At 47.9% G+C, this 17,165-nt stretch carries 18 protein-coding genes and 1 riboswitch; of the genes, 8 read left to right on the top strand and 10 right to left on the bottom strand.

The features are described from left to right. Positions 1-47 precede the first annotated feature (47 nt). Positions 48-839: an SDR family NAD(P)-dependent oxidoreductase gene (locus ACWJJS_RS04265; protein WP_017418937.1), complete on the top strand. Its 792-nt coding sequence runs from the start codon at positions 48-50 to the stop codon at positions 837-839. Positions 840-890: 51 nt separating this feature from the next. On the opposite strand, the gene ACWJJS_RS04260 is transcribed toward ACWJJS_RS04265, so the two are convergent. The 5 genes from ACWJJS_RS04260 to ACWJJS_RS04240 all read right to left on the bottom strand — a co-directional run bounded on the left by ACWJJS_RS04260 (position 891) and on the right by ACWJJS_RS04240 (position 5,234). Continuing rightward, positions 891-1,769 (bottom strand): SMP-30/gluconolactonase/LRE family protein, encoded by an 879-nt coding sequence (locus ACWJJS_RS04260; protein WP_070082350.1) that lies wholly within the window; start codon positions 1,767-1,769, stop codon positions 891-893. A gap of 63 nt (positions 1,770-1,832) precedes the next feature. After that, the gene (locus tag ACWJJS_RS04255; protein WP_070082351.1) at positions 1,833-3,575 is read right to left on the bottom strand and encodes a HAMP domain-containing sensor histidine kinase; all 1,743 of its coding nucleotides are present in this window, start codon (positions 3,573-3,575) and stop codon (positions 1,833-1,835) included. Next, positions 3,572-4,291, bottom strand: coding sequence for a response regulator transcription factor (locus ACWJJS_RS04250; RefSeq protein ID WP_070082352.1), 720 nt, complete (start codon positions 4,289-4,291; stop codon positions 3,572-3,574). Before ACWJJS_RS04250 ends, ACWJJS_RS04255 begins: the two co-directional genes overlap by 4 nt. 173 nt (positions 4,292-4,464) lie before the next feature. Next, positions 4,465-4,701, bottom strand: a complete 237-nt coding sequence (rsoA, locus tag ACWJJS_RS04245; RefSeq protein ID WP_003151778.1) for a sigma-O factor regulator RsoA — start codon at positions 4,699-4,701, stop codon at positions 4,465-4,467. Continuing rightward, positions 4,698-5,234 (bottom strand): sigma-70 family RNA polymerase sigma factor, encoded by a 537-nt coding sequence (locus tag ACWJJS_RS04240; protein WP_146277416.1) that lies wholly within the window; start codon positions 5,232-5,234, stop codon positions 4,698-4,700. Before ACWJJS_RS04240 ends, rsoA begins: the two co-directional genes overlap by 4 nt. Before the next feature lie 241 nt (positions 5,235-5,475). On the opposite strand from ACWJJS_RS04240, the gene ACWJJS_RS04235 reads away from it, so the two are divergent. The 3 genes from ACWJJS_RS04235 to ACWJJS_RS04225 all read left to right on the top strand — a co-directional run bounded on the left by ACWJJS_RS04235 (position 5,476) and on the right by ACWJJS_RS04225 (position 7,398). After that, positions 5,476-5,631 (top strand): YvrJ family protein, encoded by a 156-nt coding sequence (locus tag ACWJJS_RS04235; RefSeq protein ID WP_003151774.1) that lies wholly within the window; start codon positions 5,476-5,478, stop codon positions 5,629-5,631. 117 nt (positions 5,632-5,748) lie between these two features. Beyond that, positions 5,749-6,909 carry an oxalate decarboxylase family bicupin gene (locus ACWJJS_RS04230; RefSeq protein WP_436335208.1) on the top strand — a complete coding sequence of 387 codons (1,161 nt, stop codon included), beginning with the start codon at positions 5,749-5,751 and terminating at the stop codon, positions 6,907-6,909. 66 nt (positions 6,910-6,975) lie between these two features. Then, the gene (locus ACWJJS_RS04225) at positions 6,976-7,398 is read left to right on the top strand and encodes a regulatory YrvL family protein (RefSeq protein ID WP_369614410.1); all 423 of its coding nucleotides are present in this window, start codon (positions 6,976-6,978) and stop codon (positions 7,396-7,398) included. Positions 7,399-7,432: 34 nt separating this feature from the next. Here ACWJJS_RS04225 and ACWJJS_RS04220 read toward each other — a convergent pair whose 3' ends face one another. From ACWJJS_RS04220 to ACWJJS_RS04210, 3 genes are read right to left on the bottom strand one after another with little or no spacing between them, the layout of a single operon-like run. After that, entirely contained in the window at positions 7,433-8,239 is an 807-nt protein-coding gene (locus ACWJJS_RS04220) for an ABC transporter ATP-binding protein (RefSeq protein ID WP_003151771.1), read from the bottom strand. Between the two features lie 18 nt (positions 8,240-8,257). Further along, positions 8,258-9,268 (bottom strand): FecCD family ABC transporter permease, encoded by a 1,011-nt coding sequence (locus ACWJJS_RS04215; RefSeq protein WP_025853867.1) that lies wholly within the window; start codon positions 9,266-9,268, stop codon positions 8,258-8,260. After that, the gene (locus ACWJJS_RS04210) at positions 9,268-10,305 is read right to left on the bottom strand and encodes a FecCD family ABC transporter permease (protein ID WP_172401312.1); all 1,038 of its coding nucleotides are present in this window, start codon (positions 10,303-10,305) and stop codon (positions 9,268-9,270) included. The genes ACWJJS_RS04215 and ACWJJS_RS04210 overlap by 1 nt, the downstream gene beginning before the upstream one ends. 247 nt (positions 10,306-10,552) lie before the next feature. Here ACWJJS_RS04210 and ACWJJS_RS04205 point away from each other — a divergent pair, with 247 nt between their 5' ends. Next, entirely contained in the window at positions 10,553-11,491 is a 939-nt protein-coding gene (locus tag ACWJJS_RS04205; RefSeq protein ID WP_278071299.1) for an iron-hydroxamate ABC transporter substrate-binding protein, read from the top strand. Between the two features lie 146 nt (positions 11,492-11,637). Continuing rightward, complete coding sequence (locus tag ACWJJS_RS04200) at positions 11,638-12,552, top strand: class I SAM-dependent methyltransferase (RefSeq protein ID WP_278071300.1); 915 nt, start codon at positions 11,638-11,640, stop codon at positions 12,550-12,552. 52 nt (positions 12,553-12,604) lie between these two features. On the opposite strand, the gene ACWJJS_RS04195 is transcribed toward ACWJJS_RS04200, so the two are convergent. Next, entirely contained in the window at positions 12,605-14,017 is a 1,413-nt protein-coding gene (locus ACWJJS_RS04195; protein ID WP_071392268.1) for an amino acid permease, read from the bottom strand. A gap of 111 nt (positions 14,018-14,128) precedes the next feature. Next, a riboswitch (Lysine riboswitch) is annotated at positions 14,129-14,310 on the bottom strand. Positions 14,311-14,432: 122 nt separating this feature from the next. Continuing rightward, complete coding sequence (gene sspJ / locus ACWJJS_RS04190; protein ID WP_003151760.1) at positions 14,433-14,573, bottom strand: small acid-soluble spore protein SspJ; 141 nt, start codon at positions 14,571-14,573, stop codon at positions 14,433-14,435. Between the two features lie 183 nt (positions 14,574-14,756). Here sspJ and ACWJJS_RS04185 point away from each other — a divergent pair, with 183 nt between their 5' ends. Then, entirely contained in the window at positions 14,757-15,239 is a 483-nt protein-coding gene (locus ACWJJS_RS04185; protein ID WP_024085787.1) for a metal-dependent hydrolase, read from the top strand. 42 nt (positions 15,240-15,281) lie between these two features. Beyond that, on the top strand, positions 15,282-17,138 hold the full coding sequence (locus ACWJJS_RS04180; protein WP_454023342.1) for an LTA synthase family protein: 1,857 nt from the start codon (positions 15,282-15,284) through the stop codon (positions 17,136-17,138). Positions 17,139-17,165: the final 27 nt, after the last annotated feature.

Raw genomic sequence — 17,165 nt, 5'->3', positions numbered from 1 at the left:
ATTCATCATGTATACTGTTACACAATGGTGTAAAAAGGAGGATTATCATGGAATTACAGCTTGAACGAAAGCTCGTGTTGATTACAGGATCAACTTCAGGGATCGGAAAAGCCGCGGCAAAAAGCTTTTTAGCCGAAGGCGCCGAGGTGATTGTAAACGGAAGAAAAAAAGAAACCGTGGAACGGACGGTTGAGGAGCTTTCCGCTTACGGAACGGTTCACGGCATCGCTGCGGATTTATCGCGTCAGGATGAGGCGGATGACTTGATCAAGCGCGCCGGCGGAATCGGGGAAGTCGATGTTCTCGTCAATAATCTCGGTTTTTTTGAAGTAAAGGACTTCGCTGAGGTGTCTGATGATGAATGGACTCGGTATTTTGAAGTGAATGTTATGAGCGCCGTGCGCCTGTGCCGGCGTTTTCTGCCGCAAATGCTTGAAAGAAACAGCGGACGGATTTTGAACATTTCCAGTGAAGCCGGAGTCAAACCGCTTGCGCAAATGATTCCGTATTCAATGACGAAAACGGCGTTAATCAGCTTGTCCCGGGGAATGGCGGAAATGACGAAAGGCACAAATGTCACGGTCAACTCCGTGCTGCCGGGACCAACATGGACCGAAGGCGTCGCTTCTTACATGGAAGGAGCCGCAAAGGCTGCCGGAGAAGACACGGACAGCTTCGTCCGGGATTATTTTAAAGTGAATGAACCGACATCTTTGATTCAGCGCTATGCAACCCCGGAAGAAGTCGCCAATACGATTGTATTTCTCGCTTCATCAGCTGCTTCTGCCATTAACGGCACCGCACAGCGGGTTGAAGGCGGCATCATCCGCTCCATTTAACACAAAAAAGCCCGGCACAATGGGAACTTCCCCATATGCCAGGGCTTTTTTTTACATCATGCCTGCAAACGGAACCGGCTCCCAGCCGCCCGTCTCAAGCTCTGCTGAAAACAGGCCGCCCGCATGCGGCTGCTCAAGTCTTTCGGCTTCCGTCAATTTTTCCGTCGCGGTCGTAATGTATAACGTGTTCAATTCTCTGCCTCCGAACGCGCAGCAGGTGACGTATTTCGCCGGAACTTCGATAGATGCAATTTCCTTATGCAAAAACGGGTCAATCCGGACGGCACGGCCGCCTCCGAACAGAGCCACCCACAGCATTCCGTCACGGTCAATGGTCATTCCGTCGGGAGATCCTTGCGACTCCGGAAAGCGGTAGACCGTTTTCGGATCTGATACGGCTCCGGTTTCAGGATCGTATGCATAACAGACGATTTCCTGCGTCGGAGTATCAATATAGTACATCAGGTTTCGGTCCCGATCCCAATCCAAACCGTTCGAGGTAGAGACCTGGTCTTTTATTTTGGCAAGGCTGCCGTCCGTATTCAGACGGTACAGCGAAGCCTCCTCTTCTTTGCCTTCCATGCTCGTCGTTCCCGCCCATAATCTGCCGGACGGGTCGCATTTTGCGTCATTGAAACGGATATCTTCCCGCATGTCTTTCGGCTGCTTCATCTTCGTCAATGTGTCTTCCCGCAGATTGTACAGGTAAAACCCGTCTTTCATCGTCATCACCAGCTCTTCCTTTGAATACAAGGCCAGAGCCGTGACAAATGATTTGAATTTAACGGAACGGTTGATTCCGTCAGCCGGAGTGAAGATATGGAGCTGGCTGCCCAGTATATCCACCCAGTACAGGCATTCCTTATCCTTGTCCCATAAAGGGCCTTCTCCGATAACTGCTCTCGTATCTGCTCGTAATGCTGCTTCCATGTGTGAACACCTCTTTTGCTTGTCAGTCTTCTATTGTTATTCCCGACAAAGCGGCGTCCAAACTCAATCTTTTTTAAAAAGAATCGTAATCACCGTTCCGGCGCTGATTCTGCTGTTGACATGGATGGTTCCGTTATGAAGGTGAACCAGCTCTTTGGCAATGGCGAGCCCGAGTCCAGTTCCTTCTGACGGCCCCTTCGTATTCGTTCCCCGGTAATAACGGTTAAACAGCTGGTGAATCGTTTCATCGTCCATTCCTCTTCCGTTATCTTTCACCTTCAGAATGAGCTGTTCGGCTGATTCCTCAAGCACGACCCGAATGGCTGTCCCTTTCTTATTATGCTTAACCGCGTTTGCCAGCAGATTCTCCAGAATACGGCGGAACCACGCTTCATCAATGGCGAAAAGAATGTCTTCCTTTTTGGTTTCAAAGGCGATGTCATAGCCTTCCGAGAACGTGTTTTTCGTAAAATCGTTCGTGACGTTTCTGATAAACGGCACGACGTTGATCAGCCGCCGTTCGATCGGGAGGGCCGCGTTTTTGAGGCGGTATGTTAAGTTTAAGTCCTCAATCAGCTTCGACATATATTCTGATTTCTCCCGGACGATCTGCCCCATTTCTTTGACTTCTTCCGGTGTCCAGTCGTATTGCTTCGATTCAAGCATCATGCTGTAGCCGTAAATCGTGCTCAGCGGGGTTTTTAAGTCATGGCTCAGCCCGGCGATCCATTCTTCCCTTGTCGCCTGGATTTTTTCTCTGTTTTTCTTATCCCGCTTCAGCGTGTCGGTCAGCTGATCCATCGATTCGAAAATCTCGGCGAAAAAGCGGAACGGCTGTTTTGTTTTGCCTTTTTTGTTTTTGCTGACCGGCTGTCCTTTGCGGTTCTTCGGCTCTTCAAGCCGGCCCTTTGATAAATTGACAAGCCATTTGATGGTATGAAACAGCGGCCAGCCGAAACGGAAAGAGTACCAAATGGTCAGGATGCAGATCATAAATACCAGGATTCCGATCAAGAGGAAGAGGGTTTTCATCACATTTCTCAAAAATGATTTGTTAAACTCGTGATCGGGGATGTACACGGGGTTCGGCACCGACGCGACCATCCATTTCGTTTTATCGAGTCTTTTAAAAGAAATTTCCCGTTTGTAATTCCACGGCTTGGAACTGTATTTCAGCAATTCAAGCTCATTGACGGTGTTCCGTTCTTTTTTCGTGCTGTTGATATCCCCGAGCAGTCTGCCGCTGTCTTCGAGAAGGTAGACCGCCCCTTTTTCCCGTTTAATATAATCAACCGTGCTTTTTTTATATTGAGAAAGGGAAGCGAGGGATGGTTCCTGTGATTCGATGTAAGTGAGAAGCTGCTCACTGGCGGATTTCCAGCCGAACAGAATCAAATAGGTCTCATCATTTATCGTGACCGTCCAGTAATTCAGCTTGTAGTTGTCAAAATTCCGGTACTGGTAAATGGATAAGAGGTCTTTTCTGCTGTAATGGCTCGGGACGTCTTTCGGCACTCTGTACGCGTAGTCCGTTTTTTCTTTGTCATTAATGATCTGCAGCCAGCCCTTCTGCTTTCTGACCGACATCTTTAAAAATTCATCGACATCCCATGTGCCGTCTTCGTTTTTATCAAGCCACGCTTCAAACGAGTCTGCCGTCGCTTTGGTCAGTCCCGCATTGGCTTCCGCTTCGCTGAAACGCCAATCCAAATAGAAGAAAGAAGCGACGGCCAAAACGGACATCAGCAGGATGACAAGCAGAAGCTGTCCGAAAAAGTGGAGCAGAAATTTTCCGCGCATTCTCATGAGCGGGTTCCTTTTTCTCCTTGATCGGGAATAAACCGATAACCGAGGCCGCGCACCGTTACAATATAGGACGGATTGCTGGGGTCTTTTTCAATCTTTTCTCTGAGCTTGCGGATGTGAACCATGACGGTGTTGTTGTCGCCGTAAGACGGATATCCCCACACTTTTTCATAGATCTGATCTTTAGAGAGCACCACATCAGGATGTTCACAGAAATATTGAAGCAATTGCAGAAGCTGTGCGGAGCAGCTGACGGGCTCGCCCCCGACGATCAGCTCGGCGTTTTGCGGCGAATAGGAAAAATGGCTGTATGAATACGTCTTTACCGCCGTTTTCTCTTCGCGCTTATAGGTTCTCTTTAACGTCGCTCTGATCCGCGCCGCCAATTCGAGCGGATTAAACGGCTTTGTTATATAATCGTCAGCTCCCAATGCAAATCCTGACAGCTTATCCGCATCAGAAGAACGGGCAGTCAGAAAAAAGATCGGAGCGTCGGTATAGTTCCGGATTTCGGTGCATGCTTCAAAACCGGACATGCCTTCCATCATCACATCCAGCACGAGCAGATCCGCGGATTCATGTTTAACAAACTCAATCGCTTCCTCAGCGCTTCCGGCTGTCTTAATGTTGTGATAGCCTTCTTTGACGAGAACGCGTTTGACCATATCAACGATCGCCTTCTCATCGTCTACAATTAAAATTGACGCATTTTCCACCTTGGACGTTCCTTTCTCTTTGTTTTTTTCATCATATCATTATATGGATAAGATTTGGTACTTTTTTAGTGCGGAGGTCTTGCGGGGAAACAGAAAAGAAAAACGAGACCGGACATCTCTTCTCGTTTTTCTCACGGTGTCAGAGCGGAATATCCATCATTCCGCCGCTTTTGTCAGGAGCTTTCATTTATAAGATGAAGAATAAATTCCCAAAAACCCGGCACTTCCTGGCATAACAGCATGTCCGCTTTTTCAACTATTTTAATCTTCAATTCTTGTTCAAGGTCTTCTCTTTCCTGGTATGATGTATTGCTCAGTTTTTTTTTTATCATTGGCGAAAAACGCGAAATCAAAAGTTCCATTTCGTCGGTATCTGTGTTCTCTTTGTTGAAGTCAAATGGCCCGTTCACTGCTTATTTTCCCCCTTTTTTTGCTTGTCCAGCTGCTTTCTGAGATTGTCGAGCCCTTTTTTATGAATATTGGAAATGTTCTGCCGTGATTCACCCAGCGACTCGGCAATCTCTTTCATCGTCGCTCCGTGAAGATAAATATTCGTCAGCACGCTTTTTTGTTTATCGGTTAACGTCTGAAGCGCTTCGTATAAATCACGGTTTTGGACATGCTGGCTCAAATCCCCTTGCTTCCGCAGAAACTCTTCATACGCGTCTTTTCCCATTTCATAGGGAAACGCTTCACCTCCCTCCGGCTGATCCACCGTCAGCGGATAGCGCTTCTGATTTTTACGGATGCGCTTGTCAAAATCGATGGAGAAAATCCGGATCATAGAGTTCATATATTTGATGATCCGGATTTCCTTATAAAACTGTTTAAAATGATCGTCCAGTGATTTTGCATCCTTCTCGTCTGAATGTTCCAGCACATTTTTAAATTTCTCGTAATGCTTTGGGTCACTTAAAAAATGTTTAACGATCGGATGTTTCATAATTTCCTTGCATTTTGACCGTAAAAGAACTTGATAGTCCATAAAACCGCCCCCTATTTAAATTAAATGAAAGAAAGCAAAAAAAAGTAAACTACTCCTTTCCGACTAAGATTCCGCACTCCTTATGTCCCGGATTTGCCGGAACAAAAAAAGACCCTCAACCGGGATATCAGGTTTACAGGAGCCGCTCTTTCTTTCACTTATATACATGACTGCAGGTCAAGTCAGGAGGTGGCTGGTGATGGATCAGGTTTTTATAGAAGAAGCGGTCAGACAGATCGGCAATCTCGGCTTTCCGGCTCTGATTGCCATGTATCTTCTCACACGGTTTGAGAAGAAGTTTGACGCCCTGATCGAACTGATGACGGAACTGAAAGAGCAGAAAATGAAAAATTAATTTTCACACGAAGTTGACTTTTCATCGGAACGCATCACTTAACAAAGCAGAAGGGAAAACGAAAGGCCTTTCACATTCTCTTTCTGAAAAAACAAAGCTTGAGAGGAGACGATTTACATGTCAAAAGAAAACAACTGCAATATCCCGCAGCCGATCAGAGGAGACAAAGGGGCGACCGTCACGATTCCGCGCAATCTTGAAAGAGACCGCCAAAATCCGGATATGCTGACGCCGCCGGAAACGGATCACGGCACAGTGGATAATATGAAATTCTCTTTCTCAGATGTGCACAACCGGCTGGAAAAGGGCGGATACGCGCGTGAGGTGACCGTTCGCGAGCTGCCGATTTCTGAAAATCTGGCATCTGTCAACATGCGTTTAAAACCGGGCGCCATCCGTGAACTGCACTGGCATAAAGAAGCCGAATGGGCATATATGCTGACGGGCAAAGCGCGGGTCACGATCGTTGATGAACAGGGACGCAGTTTTATCGATGACGTGAAGGAAGGAGATCTGTGGTACTTCCCGTCAGGCCTGCCGCACTCCATTCAGGCGCTGAAAGAAGGCTGTGAATTCCTCTTGGTGTTTGATGACGGTTCCTTCTCAGAAAACAGCACATTCCAAGTGACTGACTGGCTTGCCCACACGCCGCTTGATGTCATCGCCAACAACTTCGGGGTTTCAGAAAAAGACCTCGCCGGCCTGCCCGGGAAAGAAAAATATATCTTTGAAGAGCCGGTTCCCGGGAAGCTGAAAGATGACATTGTGGAAGGCCCGAACGGCGAAGTGCCTTATCCGTTCACTTACCGCCTGCTGGATGAAGGTCCGACTGCTGAGACGGACGGCGGCAAAGTATATATCGCGGATTCCACAAACTTCAAAGTGTCCAAAACGATCGCTTCAGCGCTTGTCGTGGTCGAACCGGGCGCAATGAGAGAGCTGCACTGGCATCCGAATACGCATGAATGGCAGTATTATATTTCCGGTAAAGGGCGGATGACGGTTTTTGCATCGGACGGCCATGCAAGAACATTTAACTATCAGGCCGGGGATGTCGGTTACGTTCCGTTCGCAATGGGCCACTATGTGGAGAATTTGGGGGATGAGCCGCTCGTCTTCCTGGAAATCTTCAAGGATGACCACTATGCCGATGTGTCCCTGAACCAATGGCTTGCCATGCTTCCTGAGAAATTCGTCCAGCAGCATCTGGATCTGGGCAAAGACTTTACGGATATTCTTTCGAAAGTGAAACACCCTGTCGTCAAAAAGAAATGCTGAAGATACACACCGACTTGCAGAGTTCCGTCTCTGCAAGTCTCCTCTGTGTGAAAAGGAGCTGAACAGATGATCAATCAAAACGGGACGAAAATGTTTTTTCTTCAGGTGCTCCGGTATGCCCTGGCAGCCGCTGCCGTATTATTCGGGTATTTCATCGTGATGATGGCCGTATTTTCATTAGCCGGGACGAGCTACGGATCGATGGCGTACGTCCTGCTTTTTTCCGTGCTTTTTATTCTTCTCGGTTTATGTTTTGAACCGCTTGAACGGCTGATGATACATAGCTTTACCTTTTTTGGGACGGGCAGGCTGCCTTTTCTCCTTTTAGCCGGCACCGTTCAGCTGCTGTTCCTCTGGATGACCGCGTATACGACGGATAAACTGATTGAAAAGATTTGGCTGTCAACGACGGAGGAGCTGATTGTGGCGGGGGTTTTTTTCGTTTTGGATAAATGCGTCTCCGGACAAAAGCAGCCCCGGACGCAATAAAAAAACGCAGGCCGGAATGGCTCTGCGTTTTTTTTCATCTTACCGTTGCGTTTTCATGCCGGATTAAATCGTAGGTTAAGCAGACAGGTTTGTTCGTGCGCGGATCTTTTACAATCTGCGCGTCAATTTGAAACACGTCTTCCAATATGCCGGGAGTCATGACTTCCTCCGCCGTTCCTTCCTTGATGACGCGCCCTTTTTTCAGGGCGATCATGTAATGGGAAAAACGGGCGGCATGATTCAGATCGTGAATGACCATTAAAATGGTGCGGCCCTGCTCCTTGTTTAATTTGTCCAGCAGCTGCAAAATTTCAAGCTGATGGGCGAGATCTAAATAAGTGGTCGGTTCATCAAGAAGCAGCAGCTCCGTTTCTTGAGCGAGCGCCATGGCGATCCACACACGCTGCCGCTGGCCCCCGGAAAGCGCTTCGATCGGCCGGTCGTAAAATTCGGCCATCCCCGTCTCTTCAAGCGCCCATTTGATCATGTCACGGTCTTTATCACTCAAGCGGCCCATTCCGGACTGATGCGGAAACCTGCCGTAAGAAACAAGTTCGTACACCGTCAGCCCGCTCGGCGCTTCAGGCGTCTGCGGAAGAATTGCCATTTCCTTAGCGATGTCCTTCGTGGATTTTTGCATGATCGCCTGTCCGTTTAAATAGACGGCGCCGGATTTCGGTTTCATGATTCTTGACATCGTTTTGAGAACCGTCGATTTTCCGCAGCCGTTCGGACCGATCAGCGTTGTGATTTTTCCTTTCGGGATGGCGATATCCAATTCTTTCGCTATCAAACGGTCGCCATAACCGACAGTAAGCTGTTCCGCCGATAATGAGTTCATCGCGGCAGTCTCCTTCCTCTATTTCGTTTTCATCAGCAAATATACAAAATACGGCGCTCCGAGCACGGAAATCACCAGGCCGACGGGAACTTCGGACGGTGCAAGCACATTTCTCGCCAGCGTATCGGCAAGCAGAAATAAAAATGCTCCGATCAAAGCTGAAACCGGAATAAGCGTCTGGTGGCGCGGCCCGGTAAGCCTTCTGGCCAAATGCGGCGCAATGAGTCCGAGAAAAGCGATTCCGCCGGCTGCCGCAACACATGACGCGGTCAGGGCAACGGCGGACATCAGCAGAACGCGCCGCTCCTTTTCAACCCTGGTGCCAAGCCCCGCCGCCAGCTGATCACCGAGCTGGAGCACATTTAAATACCTGGCTTTATAGAGGCTGAACGGTAAAAGGACCAGCAGCCACGGCAAAATGGACAGCACCATTTTCCAATTGGCGTTCCAAATCGAACCGGAAATCCATACAAGCGCCTGCATGAAATCCCGCGGGTCCATTTTCAGCTGAAAAATCAAGAGAAGCGCATTAAACCCCGCATTGACGCCGATCCCGACCAAAACGAGCCGGACAGGTGAAACGCCTTTTTTCCAAGCCAGCACATAGATGAGCAGCGCAGCCAGAAAAGCTCCCGCCAAAGCGCTCACCGGAAGCAGCCATGTACTGGCCATGCTTAGATCAACAGCTGACCCTTGGAAAAAGAAGATAAACAGAACGACCGCCAAAGACGCCCCGGCGTTAATACCGAGAATGCCCGGCTCCGCCAAGTCATTTTGAGACACGCTTTGAAAAATCGCGCCTGAAACCGCGATTCCTGCGCCGACAAGCAATGAAAGCACCATGCGCGGCAGTCTGAATTCAAATAAAACGAGCTGATCCCGGGCATCCCCCTGTCCGAAAAAGACACGCATCGTATCAAGTGGCGCAATCCGGATCACACCCATGTTTAAGCTGATAAAAAAGACGATGCATATGAGCACAAACGTAACGGCCATGACCGCCAGCGGTTTTTTCGATTTTACATTCATTACAGCCCTCTCCTTTCCCTGCGCGCCAAATAAAAGAAAAAGGGAACGCCGATAAGGGCGGTTAAAGCGCCGACCGGTGTTTCAAACGGCGCATTGACGAGTCTTGCGGCAATATCACTGAAGACTAACAGAACGGCGCCGAATACCGCCGAACAAGGAATGATCCACCTGTAATCTACCCCGACTAAAAATCGGGTGATATGCGGAATCACCAAGCCGATAAAAGAAATGGCTCCGGCGACTGAGACTGAAGCCCCCGTCAAGAGGACAACGACAAACATTCCGATTACTTTCACAAGCGATGTGTACTGCCCGAGCCCTTTGGCCAGTTCCTCACCCAAGCTCAGCACCGTCACTGAGCGCGCAATCAGAAATGCCAGCAATAGTCCGATAACACCGGCCGCCAACAGCAGCTGCACGCCTTCCCATTTCACGGAAGCCACTCCTCCGGCATACCAGAACTTCACATCCTGGGCGACATCAAAACGGATCGCAATCGCGCTTGAAAGCCCCGTTAAGAAATAGCCGACTGCCGTACCGGCCAGCGCGAGCTTCACCGGTGTCAGCCCGCCTTTTGAAAACAGGCCGATGCCAAACACAATAAGCGCTCCGATTCCCGCTCCCGCAAAGGACCACAAAACAAGTCCCGCCGCAGACAGACCCGGAAAAAAAGCAAATGCCAATGCGATCGCAAATCCTGACCCCGACGTCACGCCCATAATGGAAGGCTCAGCAAGCGGGTTCCGCGTCAGCCCCTGCATAATCGCTCCGGACACAGCTAAAAAAGCCCCGACGAGCGCGGCGGCGGCGGTTCTCGGCAGCCTCAGATCGCGTATGATTTGATGAGATGTATTTTGCGGCTGAAAGTGAAAGAGAGCATCCCACACCGTCCGCAGATGAATATCGGCAGCTCCGATGGAAACAGACAGAGCCGCGCCGATCAATAAAACCGCAATACCGGCACACAGCAGCACAGCCGCTCTGAATGAACGCGCCGTCCACTGGATTTCACTCCCCGATGCCCCTTGAGCCGTCATTGTCTGTTTCTTTTTCAATAGACCCAACACTCGTTCTTCCTTTCTCAAAACAAGAATGGTAATGATAATGATTATCAATGACTTGTTTCAGTATAGCACTTTTATCTTCTCTTTTAATAGACCTAATTTCATATAAAAAAAGAAAGTTTTTCTTAAAAAAGAGCGTGCTTCTCTATGAAAGCAGTGATATAATCACACTGATAATGATTCTCTTTATCACTAATTTTTATGAAAGAAGGAATGTCAGATGTTCCATACATACAAGAAAATCGGCGCAGCGCTGATTGCCATGCTGCTCATCGTTGCTTTGGCCGCATGCGGCAATTCTTCAGACACGAAAGGTTCTTCTGAAAAAGAAGAAACCATCACGTATAAAGCCGAAAACGGCCATATTAAAATTCCGAAGCACCCGAAACGGGTCGTCGTCATGGCTGACGGCTACTACGGCGACTTCAAACAGCTCGGCATCAATGTTGTCGGCGCGCCGCAAAACGTATTTAAAAACCCTTATTACAAAGGGAAAACAAAAGGTGTGACAAACATCGGCGACGGCACGTCCGTTGAAAAAATCATTGATTTAAAGCCGGATTTAATCGTTGTCTGGACGACACAAGGCGCCGACATTGAAAAACTGGAAAAAATCGCGCCGACCATCGCCATTAAATATGACAAGCTCAGCAACATTGATCAATTCAAAGAGTTTGCGAAAATGACAGGCACTGAAGACAAAGCAGACAAATGGCTTGCTGAATGGGATAAGAAAACCGCTGCCGCTAAAACAAAGGTTCAAAAAGCGGTCGGCTCAAAAACCATCTCCATCATGCAGACAAACGGAAAAGACATCTATGTATTCGGTAAAGACTTCGGCCGCGGCGGAAGCATCATTTATGACAAACTCGGGCTGAAGGCCACAAAACTGACGCAGGAAAAAGCCATTAATCAAGGGCCGGGCTACGCCAGCATTTCACTCGAGAAACTGCCTGACTTCGCGGGAGACTACATCTTTATGGGGCCATGGCAGGCCGGCGGTGACGACAAAGGCGTGCTTGACAGCTCAATCTGGAAAAACCTCGATGCCGTCAAACAAAACCATGTCTACCGCATTGATCCGATCGGCTTCTATTTCTCAGACCCGATCTCACTTGAAGGCCAGCTCGACTACATCACAAAAAGCTTAACGAAGTAACCCCGAAGCCGCTGTCACAGCGGCTTTTTATTACGCTTAAAGCTTGACAAAAAAATTTATTTATGCTATAATTTACATTTTTGGATTAAGATGTATAATAAGATTCTCCCGGCCGGAGATTGATGTAAATAACGGAGGATCTTTATATGAAAGAAAACAAGGCGAGTATGACTTCCCTGCTGTCCGCTTTCGGAAGGGCGTACCATAGTAAATACGACACCCCGGTGATATTTGATGATTTTTTGGCACAAGATCTGATTTCTGAAAAAGAGCATTCGGACATCCGCGATCATCTCATTCAAGGTATATCATTTTTCAGCAAAGACATGGCACAGAGGCTTCAAGGCCAACCGGATGTCATCTTAAAATGGGTGACTCAAGTACAGCTGTCTCCTACACCGTTAGCCCGTGCCGCATATTGTGAAGAAGTGCTTTTGAATGAAGTGAAGCTCGGGGCCAAACAGTATGTCATCCTTGGCGCAGGACTGGATACTTTCTGTTTCAGACATCCTGAAGTGACAAACGCCTTAGACATATTTGAAATCGATCATCCCGCTTCACAGGAAGACAAAATAAACAGATTGAAACATCTGAATCTCGACATTTCCCATCATCTTCATTTTGTACCGATGGACTTCGCCGCTTCGCTTTCTTTCAGCCGTCTGTATCAGGAAGGTTTTTCACGCCAAAAAACCTTTTTCAGCCTGCTCGGAGTGTCATACTATCTTACGAAAGAGCATCTCGCCCGCCTGCTCACACAATTATTTGCCGAAGTCCCGCCGGGAAGCTCTATCGTGTTTGATTATGCAGATGAGTCGCTTTTTGAAGAAAGAGGACTGTCAAACAGAGTGGAAAACATGGTGAAAATGGCTGCAGCAGGCGGAGAACCGATGTTATCGTGTTTCAGTTATAAAGAAATCGAAAAAATATTAGAATCATCAGGTCTGCTTATTTTTGAACATGTATCTCCGGCGGACGTCAATGACCGTTTTTTCAGCGGACGCACTGACCATTTAACCGCATTTGAGACCATTCATTATATACACGCCGTCAAAAAGTAATCCGCTGCCGCAAACAAAAAAAGACATCTCACAGACGTGAGATGTCTTTTTGTCATACCGATTGTCTGTTGTTTGCAAATTTCTTTGAGACGAAAGGATATAACAGCAAACCGACGAAAAACAGCCCGATACCGAGAATAAAGGTCGTTAAATCGGCCGTTCCGGTAATAATGACGTAAAAAGAATAAATGCAGGCAAGGATGGCGATGATACCGTCTCTTACTCTTGAGCCCTTTATCTCGTCATACGTTTCACCCGTAAAAATGAGCTTCAGGCTGTAAAACGCTGACACGAGATACGGAATCAGATAAGCAAGCGTCGCCGCCGTTGTTAAAAACGTAAACGCGTCACTGATCGTCCGGGAAATAACCGAAAAGATAAAGATCTGTGACATTACGTTCGTTACGATTAACGACACAACCGGGCTTCCCTGTTTATTCGTTTTTGCAAAAGCAGCGGGAAAGTCTCCTGATTTCGCCGCTTGATACGGAACTTCAGAACCGAGAAGAATCCAGCCGAGCATCGTTCCGAACAGACACAAAATCGCCAGAATCGCCATGATGACGCTTCCCGCGCTGCCGACGATCGCGTACAATACGTCAACAAACGGTTTTTCCGAGCCGACAAGCTTACCATGCGGAAGCACGCCCATCGTGATCAATGTTACGATGATATAGATGCTGAGCGCGATCAATAATCCGGTAATGGTGGCGCGTTTCACGTCGCGCTGCGAACGGGCGCGCCCGGATAAAATGACTGCCGATTCAATTCCGACGAACGCCCATAATGTTGAAATCGCCGCATTGTGGATCTGTCCGCCGATTCCCTCAACCGTGTGAGGACCTGTTTGAACAGGAAAATAAAAATGATCGAAAAACGACGTTTGAAATACAAACAAACCTGCAATGATAAAAAAGATAAATCCTAATACTTTTGAAAACGTCGTGACGAAATTTAATTTACTCGCACCGTTAATGCTGGTGACGAGAATCGTGTGAGTGCCCCATAATAAAACTGTACATACGGCAAACGTCAGCAGCTGGCCGAGCGTAACCGCCTGACCGCCGATCGAAAACATTTCACGCTTATCCGTTAAAATCGGGAAAAATGATGTTAAATATCCGGCAAGGCTCGTGATGATCGCCACGTTGCTGATCCAGCTCGCCACCCAGTAGCCCCACACCATCGTGAAGCCCGCTGCATTCCCTTTTTTCCGATCGCTGAACAGCGCACGCGCATAGCTTTGCGGCCCCGCCGTCAGCTCAGGCTTGCGGATGGATAAGTGGCCGAAGACCAGCGCGATCATTAACACACCGGCTCCCGTTAAAAGCCATGCCGATGTGGCGCCGAACGGGCTCGCGATTTTTGCGAGCGTACTCGGAAGCGAAAAGATGCCCGAGCCTACCATATTTCCTACGACAAACGCCGTTAATAACCAAAAACCCCATTTTTTCGTCTGTTCCATTCCTGTACCTCCTGGTTGTTCATTCGTACGGACCAGACCCCGAGACCATATTTACACGCAAAAAAAAGCCTGAACAAAAGTCCATGCTTAAAGAAACACACACACCCTTGATCTCCGGATAGCCCTCCGCGAAAAAGCACGCGGCAGTCCTGCACTTATTCAGATACAGTCCCAGCATAAAGAAGGATCGGCTTTCTTTACACTTCGGCGCTGATGCCTTTAACACATGTTTTGCGGCCCCTTATCAGCCTGGCATGTGCGACTCATCATCAAGCGCAACCTCTACCTCACCGAGAAAGAGTGAGGATTTTTATCATTCAATTCTACTCAGAGGTTATCAGAGATAAAAAGATCTGTCAAAGGGAAATATTAGACGGAAAACGGATAGAGCGTTCGCCCTACCCGTCTTATATGGTCAGCGGTTGTTTTTTTTCTTTTGAACAGCTTCTTGAAGCGGATCGTCTTTCAGCGCTGCACTGGCGTCGTCAAGCGCGCCTTGAATGACGTTTTTGTTTTTATCGCTGTTTTTTCCTTTTTCTTTGTTAAAGAAAGCCATCTGTATCACCTCTTTATCAAATATAGGTACACCTATAATGTGTCTTTTTCCGCGGCAGAATATGCGGAATCCGCGTCTCCTTCCTTTTGGCGGAACAGGTAAAGTTTGTTGATCAAACATGCATTCTCTTGATATATTTGTAATTCAGGGGATTTTGGCAAAAATAAAAAGGAGAAGCGAAAAATGACAGGAAAAACACACATCATGGGAGGCATCGCTTCTTGTTCCGCAATTGCGTATTATTACGGGTATGATCCGGTCCTTATGACCTCAGCGGGTGCCCTCGGGGCGCTGATTCCCGACATATGCCATACGAAAAGCAAAATCGGCAGGACGCTGCCCGTTCTGTCCAAAGTCGTAAGCACGGTGTTCGGGCACAGAACGTTTACACACAGCCTGCTGTTTATGCTTATTATGTTTTTCATTACGGCAACCTATATTCCGAATCCGAGCATTTCCGCCGGACTGATGATCGGAATGGCAAGCCATCTTGTACTTGACGCATGGACCGTCAACGGCATTAAACTGCTGTTTCCGTCCGCCATCCGCTTCCGTCTTCCCCTTTATATGAGAACGGGGAGCTTTTCGGAGCAGCTTGTGCTGGCCGGCTTAACGATTGTATCCTGCTATTATTTATACGAACTGGTTCACGGCCGCATCTCTTAAACAAAAAGCGTCTTTTCGCTTTTAGGGTGAGGAGTCATACATATGAAGAAAACCTTTTTCAGCAATCATCGGTTTTTATGCCTGTCCATCCTGTTCATGTGGATGAAAACCTATGCCGTGTATAAGCTCGGTTTTGGTCTGCAGAACAATTCGGTTCTTGAGGAATGTCTGCTTCTCATTAATCCGCTGAGCTTCATTGTGCCGCTGTTCGGCATCGCCCTCTTGCTAACGGAAAAAAAACAGCGGATCTTTCTGCTTTCGGCAAATGTGATGCTGACGGGAATTTTAATCGCGAATACGGTGTTTTACGGGTTTTATATTGATTTTATCACCATACCGGTTTTGTTTCAGGCAAGCAATATGGGTGATATGGGAAGCAGCGTCCAAGAGCTGTTTCACCCGCTTTATATCGCTTTATTTTTGGATATTGCGGTTTTGTTTTATCTTGGTAAAAGGCATAAAGCCGATCAAGGAAAAGCGGGCGCCCGTACCGTTAAAGCGTATGCGTGGGCATCAGCCGGCCTCATGCTGTGCAACCTTGCGCTGTCTGAGGCCGAGCAGCCGAAGCTGTTCAAGCACCCTTTTGATCGTGAAGCGCTCGTAAAAGGAATCGGCCTGTTCCACTTTCATTTGTATGACACCATTTCGCAGACGCTGAATGCAGGGGCTAAAGCGTTTGCCGATGAAGACAGCCTTGCGGCGGTCGCGAATTACACTCAAGCCGACTACAGCAGGCCGTCCGATTCAAAATTCGGGCTTGCAAAGGGGCGCAATGTGATTTTTGTTACGCTCGAATCAACACAGCGTTTTGTAATGGATGAGCGGGTCAACGGACGGGAGATTACCCCGTTTTTAAACAAACTGCGAAAAAAAAGTTATGACTTCACTCATTTTTATCAGCAGACTGAACAGGGAAAAACCTCAGATTCAGAATTCATTACTGCGAATTCGCTGTATCCGTCTTCAAGCGGCGCCGTTTTTTTTACAAAAAGCGGCCACCGGTTCAATACGATGTACCATATGTTAAAAGATCATCAATACTATTCAGCCGTTCTGCATGCCAATCATAAAGCCTTTTGGAACCGGGATGAGATGTACGGGGCATTCGGAATCGACCGTTTTTTCGACGCGGATGAATTTAAGGTGACACAGGAAAATTCAACAGGCTGGGGCCTGAAAGATAAGGAGTTTCTCGAACAGTCAGCGGAAAAATTAAAGAAGCTTCCGCAGCCGTTTTACGCAAGCCTGCTGACTTTGACCAACCATTTTCCTTTTGAAATTGATCAACAGGATCAGCTCATTGAGGAACCGGACACAAGCAGCGAGTTATTAAACCGCTATGTGACGACGGTCCGCTATGAAGATGAGGCTCTGAAACACTTTTTCAAGAAGCTGAAAAAAGAAGGGCTGTATGACAACGCGATGATCGTCCTGATGGGAGATCATTACGGTATATCCGAAGCCCATAATCAAGGACTTGCCGAATTCTTAGGGAAAGAGGAAATCACTCCGTTTGATACGGTTCAGCTTCAGCGCGTGCCGTTTATCATTCATATTCCCGGGGTGACCGACCGTGAGCCGGAAACGATTGCTTCCGCCGCGGGACAGGTTGATGTAAGGCCGACGCTGCTTCACCTGCTCGGCATTGAAACGAAAGGCAGCATTCAGTTCGGCAATGATCTGTTTTCCGGAGAGCGGACTCCGTTTGCGGTGCTGAGAAACGGCAGCTTTATCACGGATGACCATATTTATACGAAAAATACGTGTTACAGCCGTAAAACGGGTGAACCGCTTTCTGACATGAGCGCGTGCAGCGATGAGAAAGAAAAAGCGGAACAAGAGCTGATGCTTTCCGATAAAATATTAAACGGCGACCTGCTGCGGTTTTATAAGCAATAAAAAAATCCCTCCGTTATATGGAGGGAT

It is taken from the genome of Bacillus sp. JK106 (assembly GCF_053663355.1).
The sequence above is the reverse complement of the archived record's forward strand: the minus strand, read 5'-3'. Positions and strand labels throughout refer to the sequence as shown.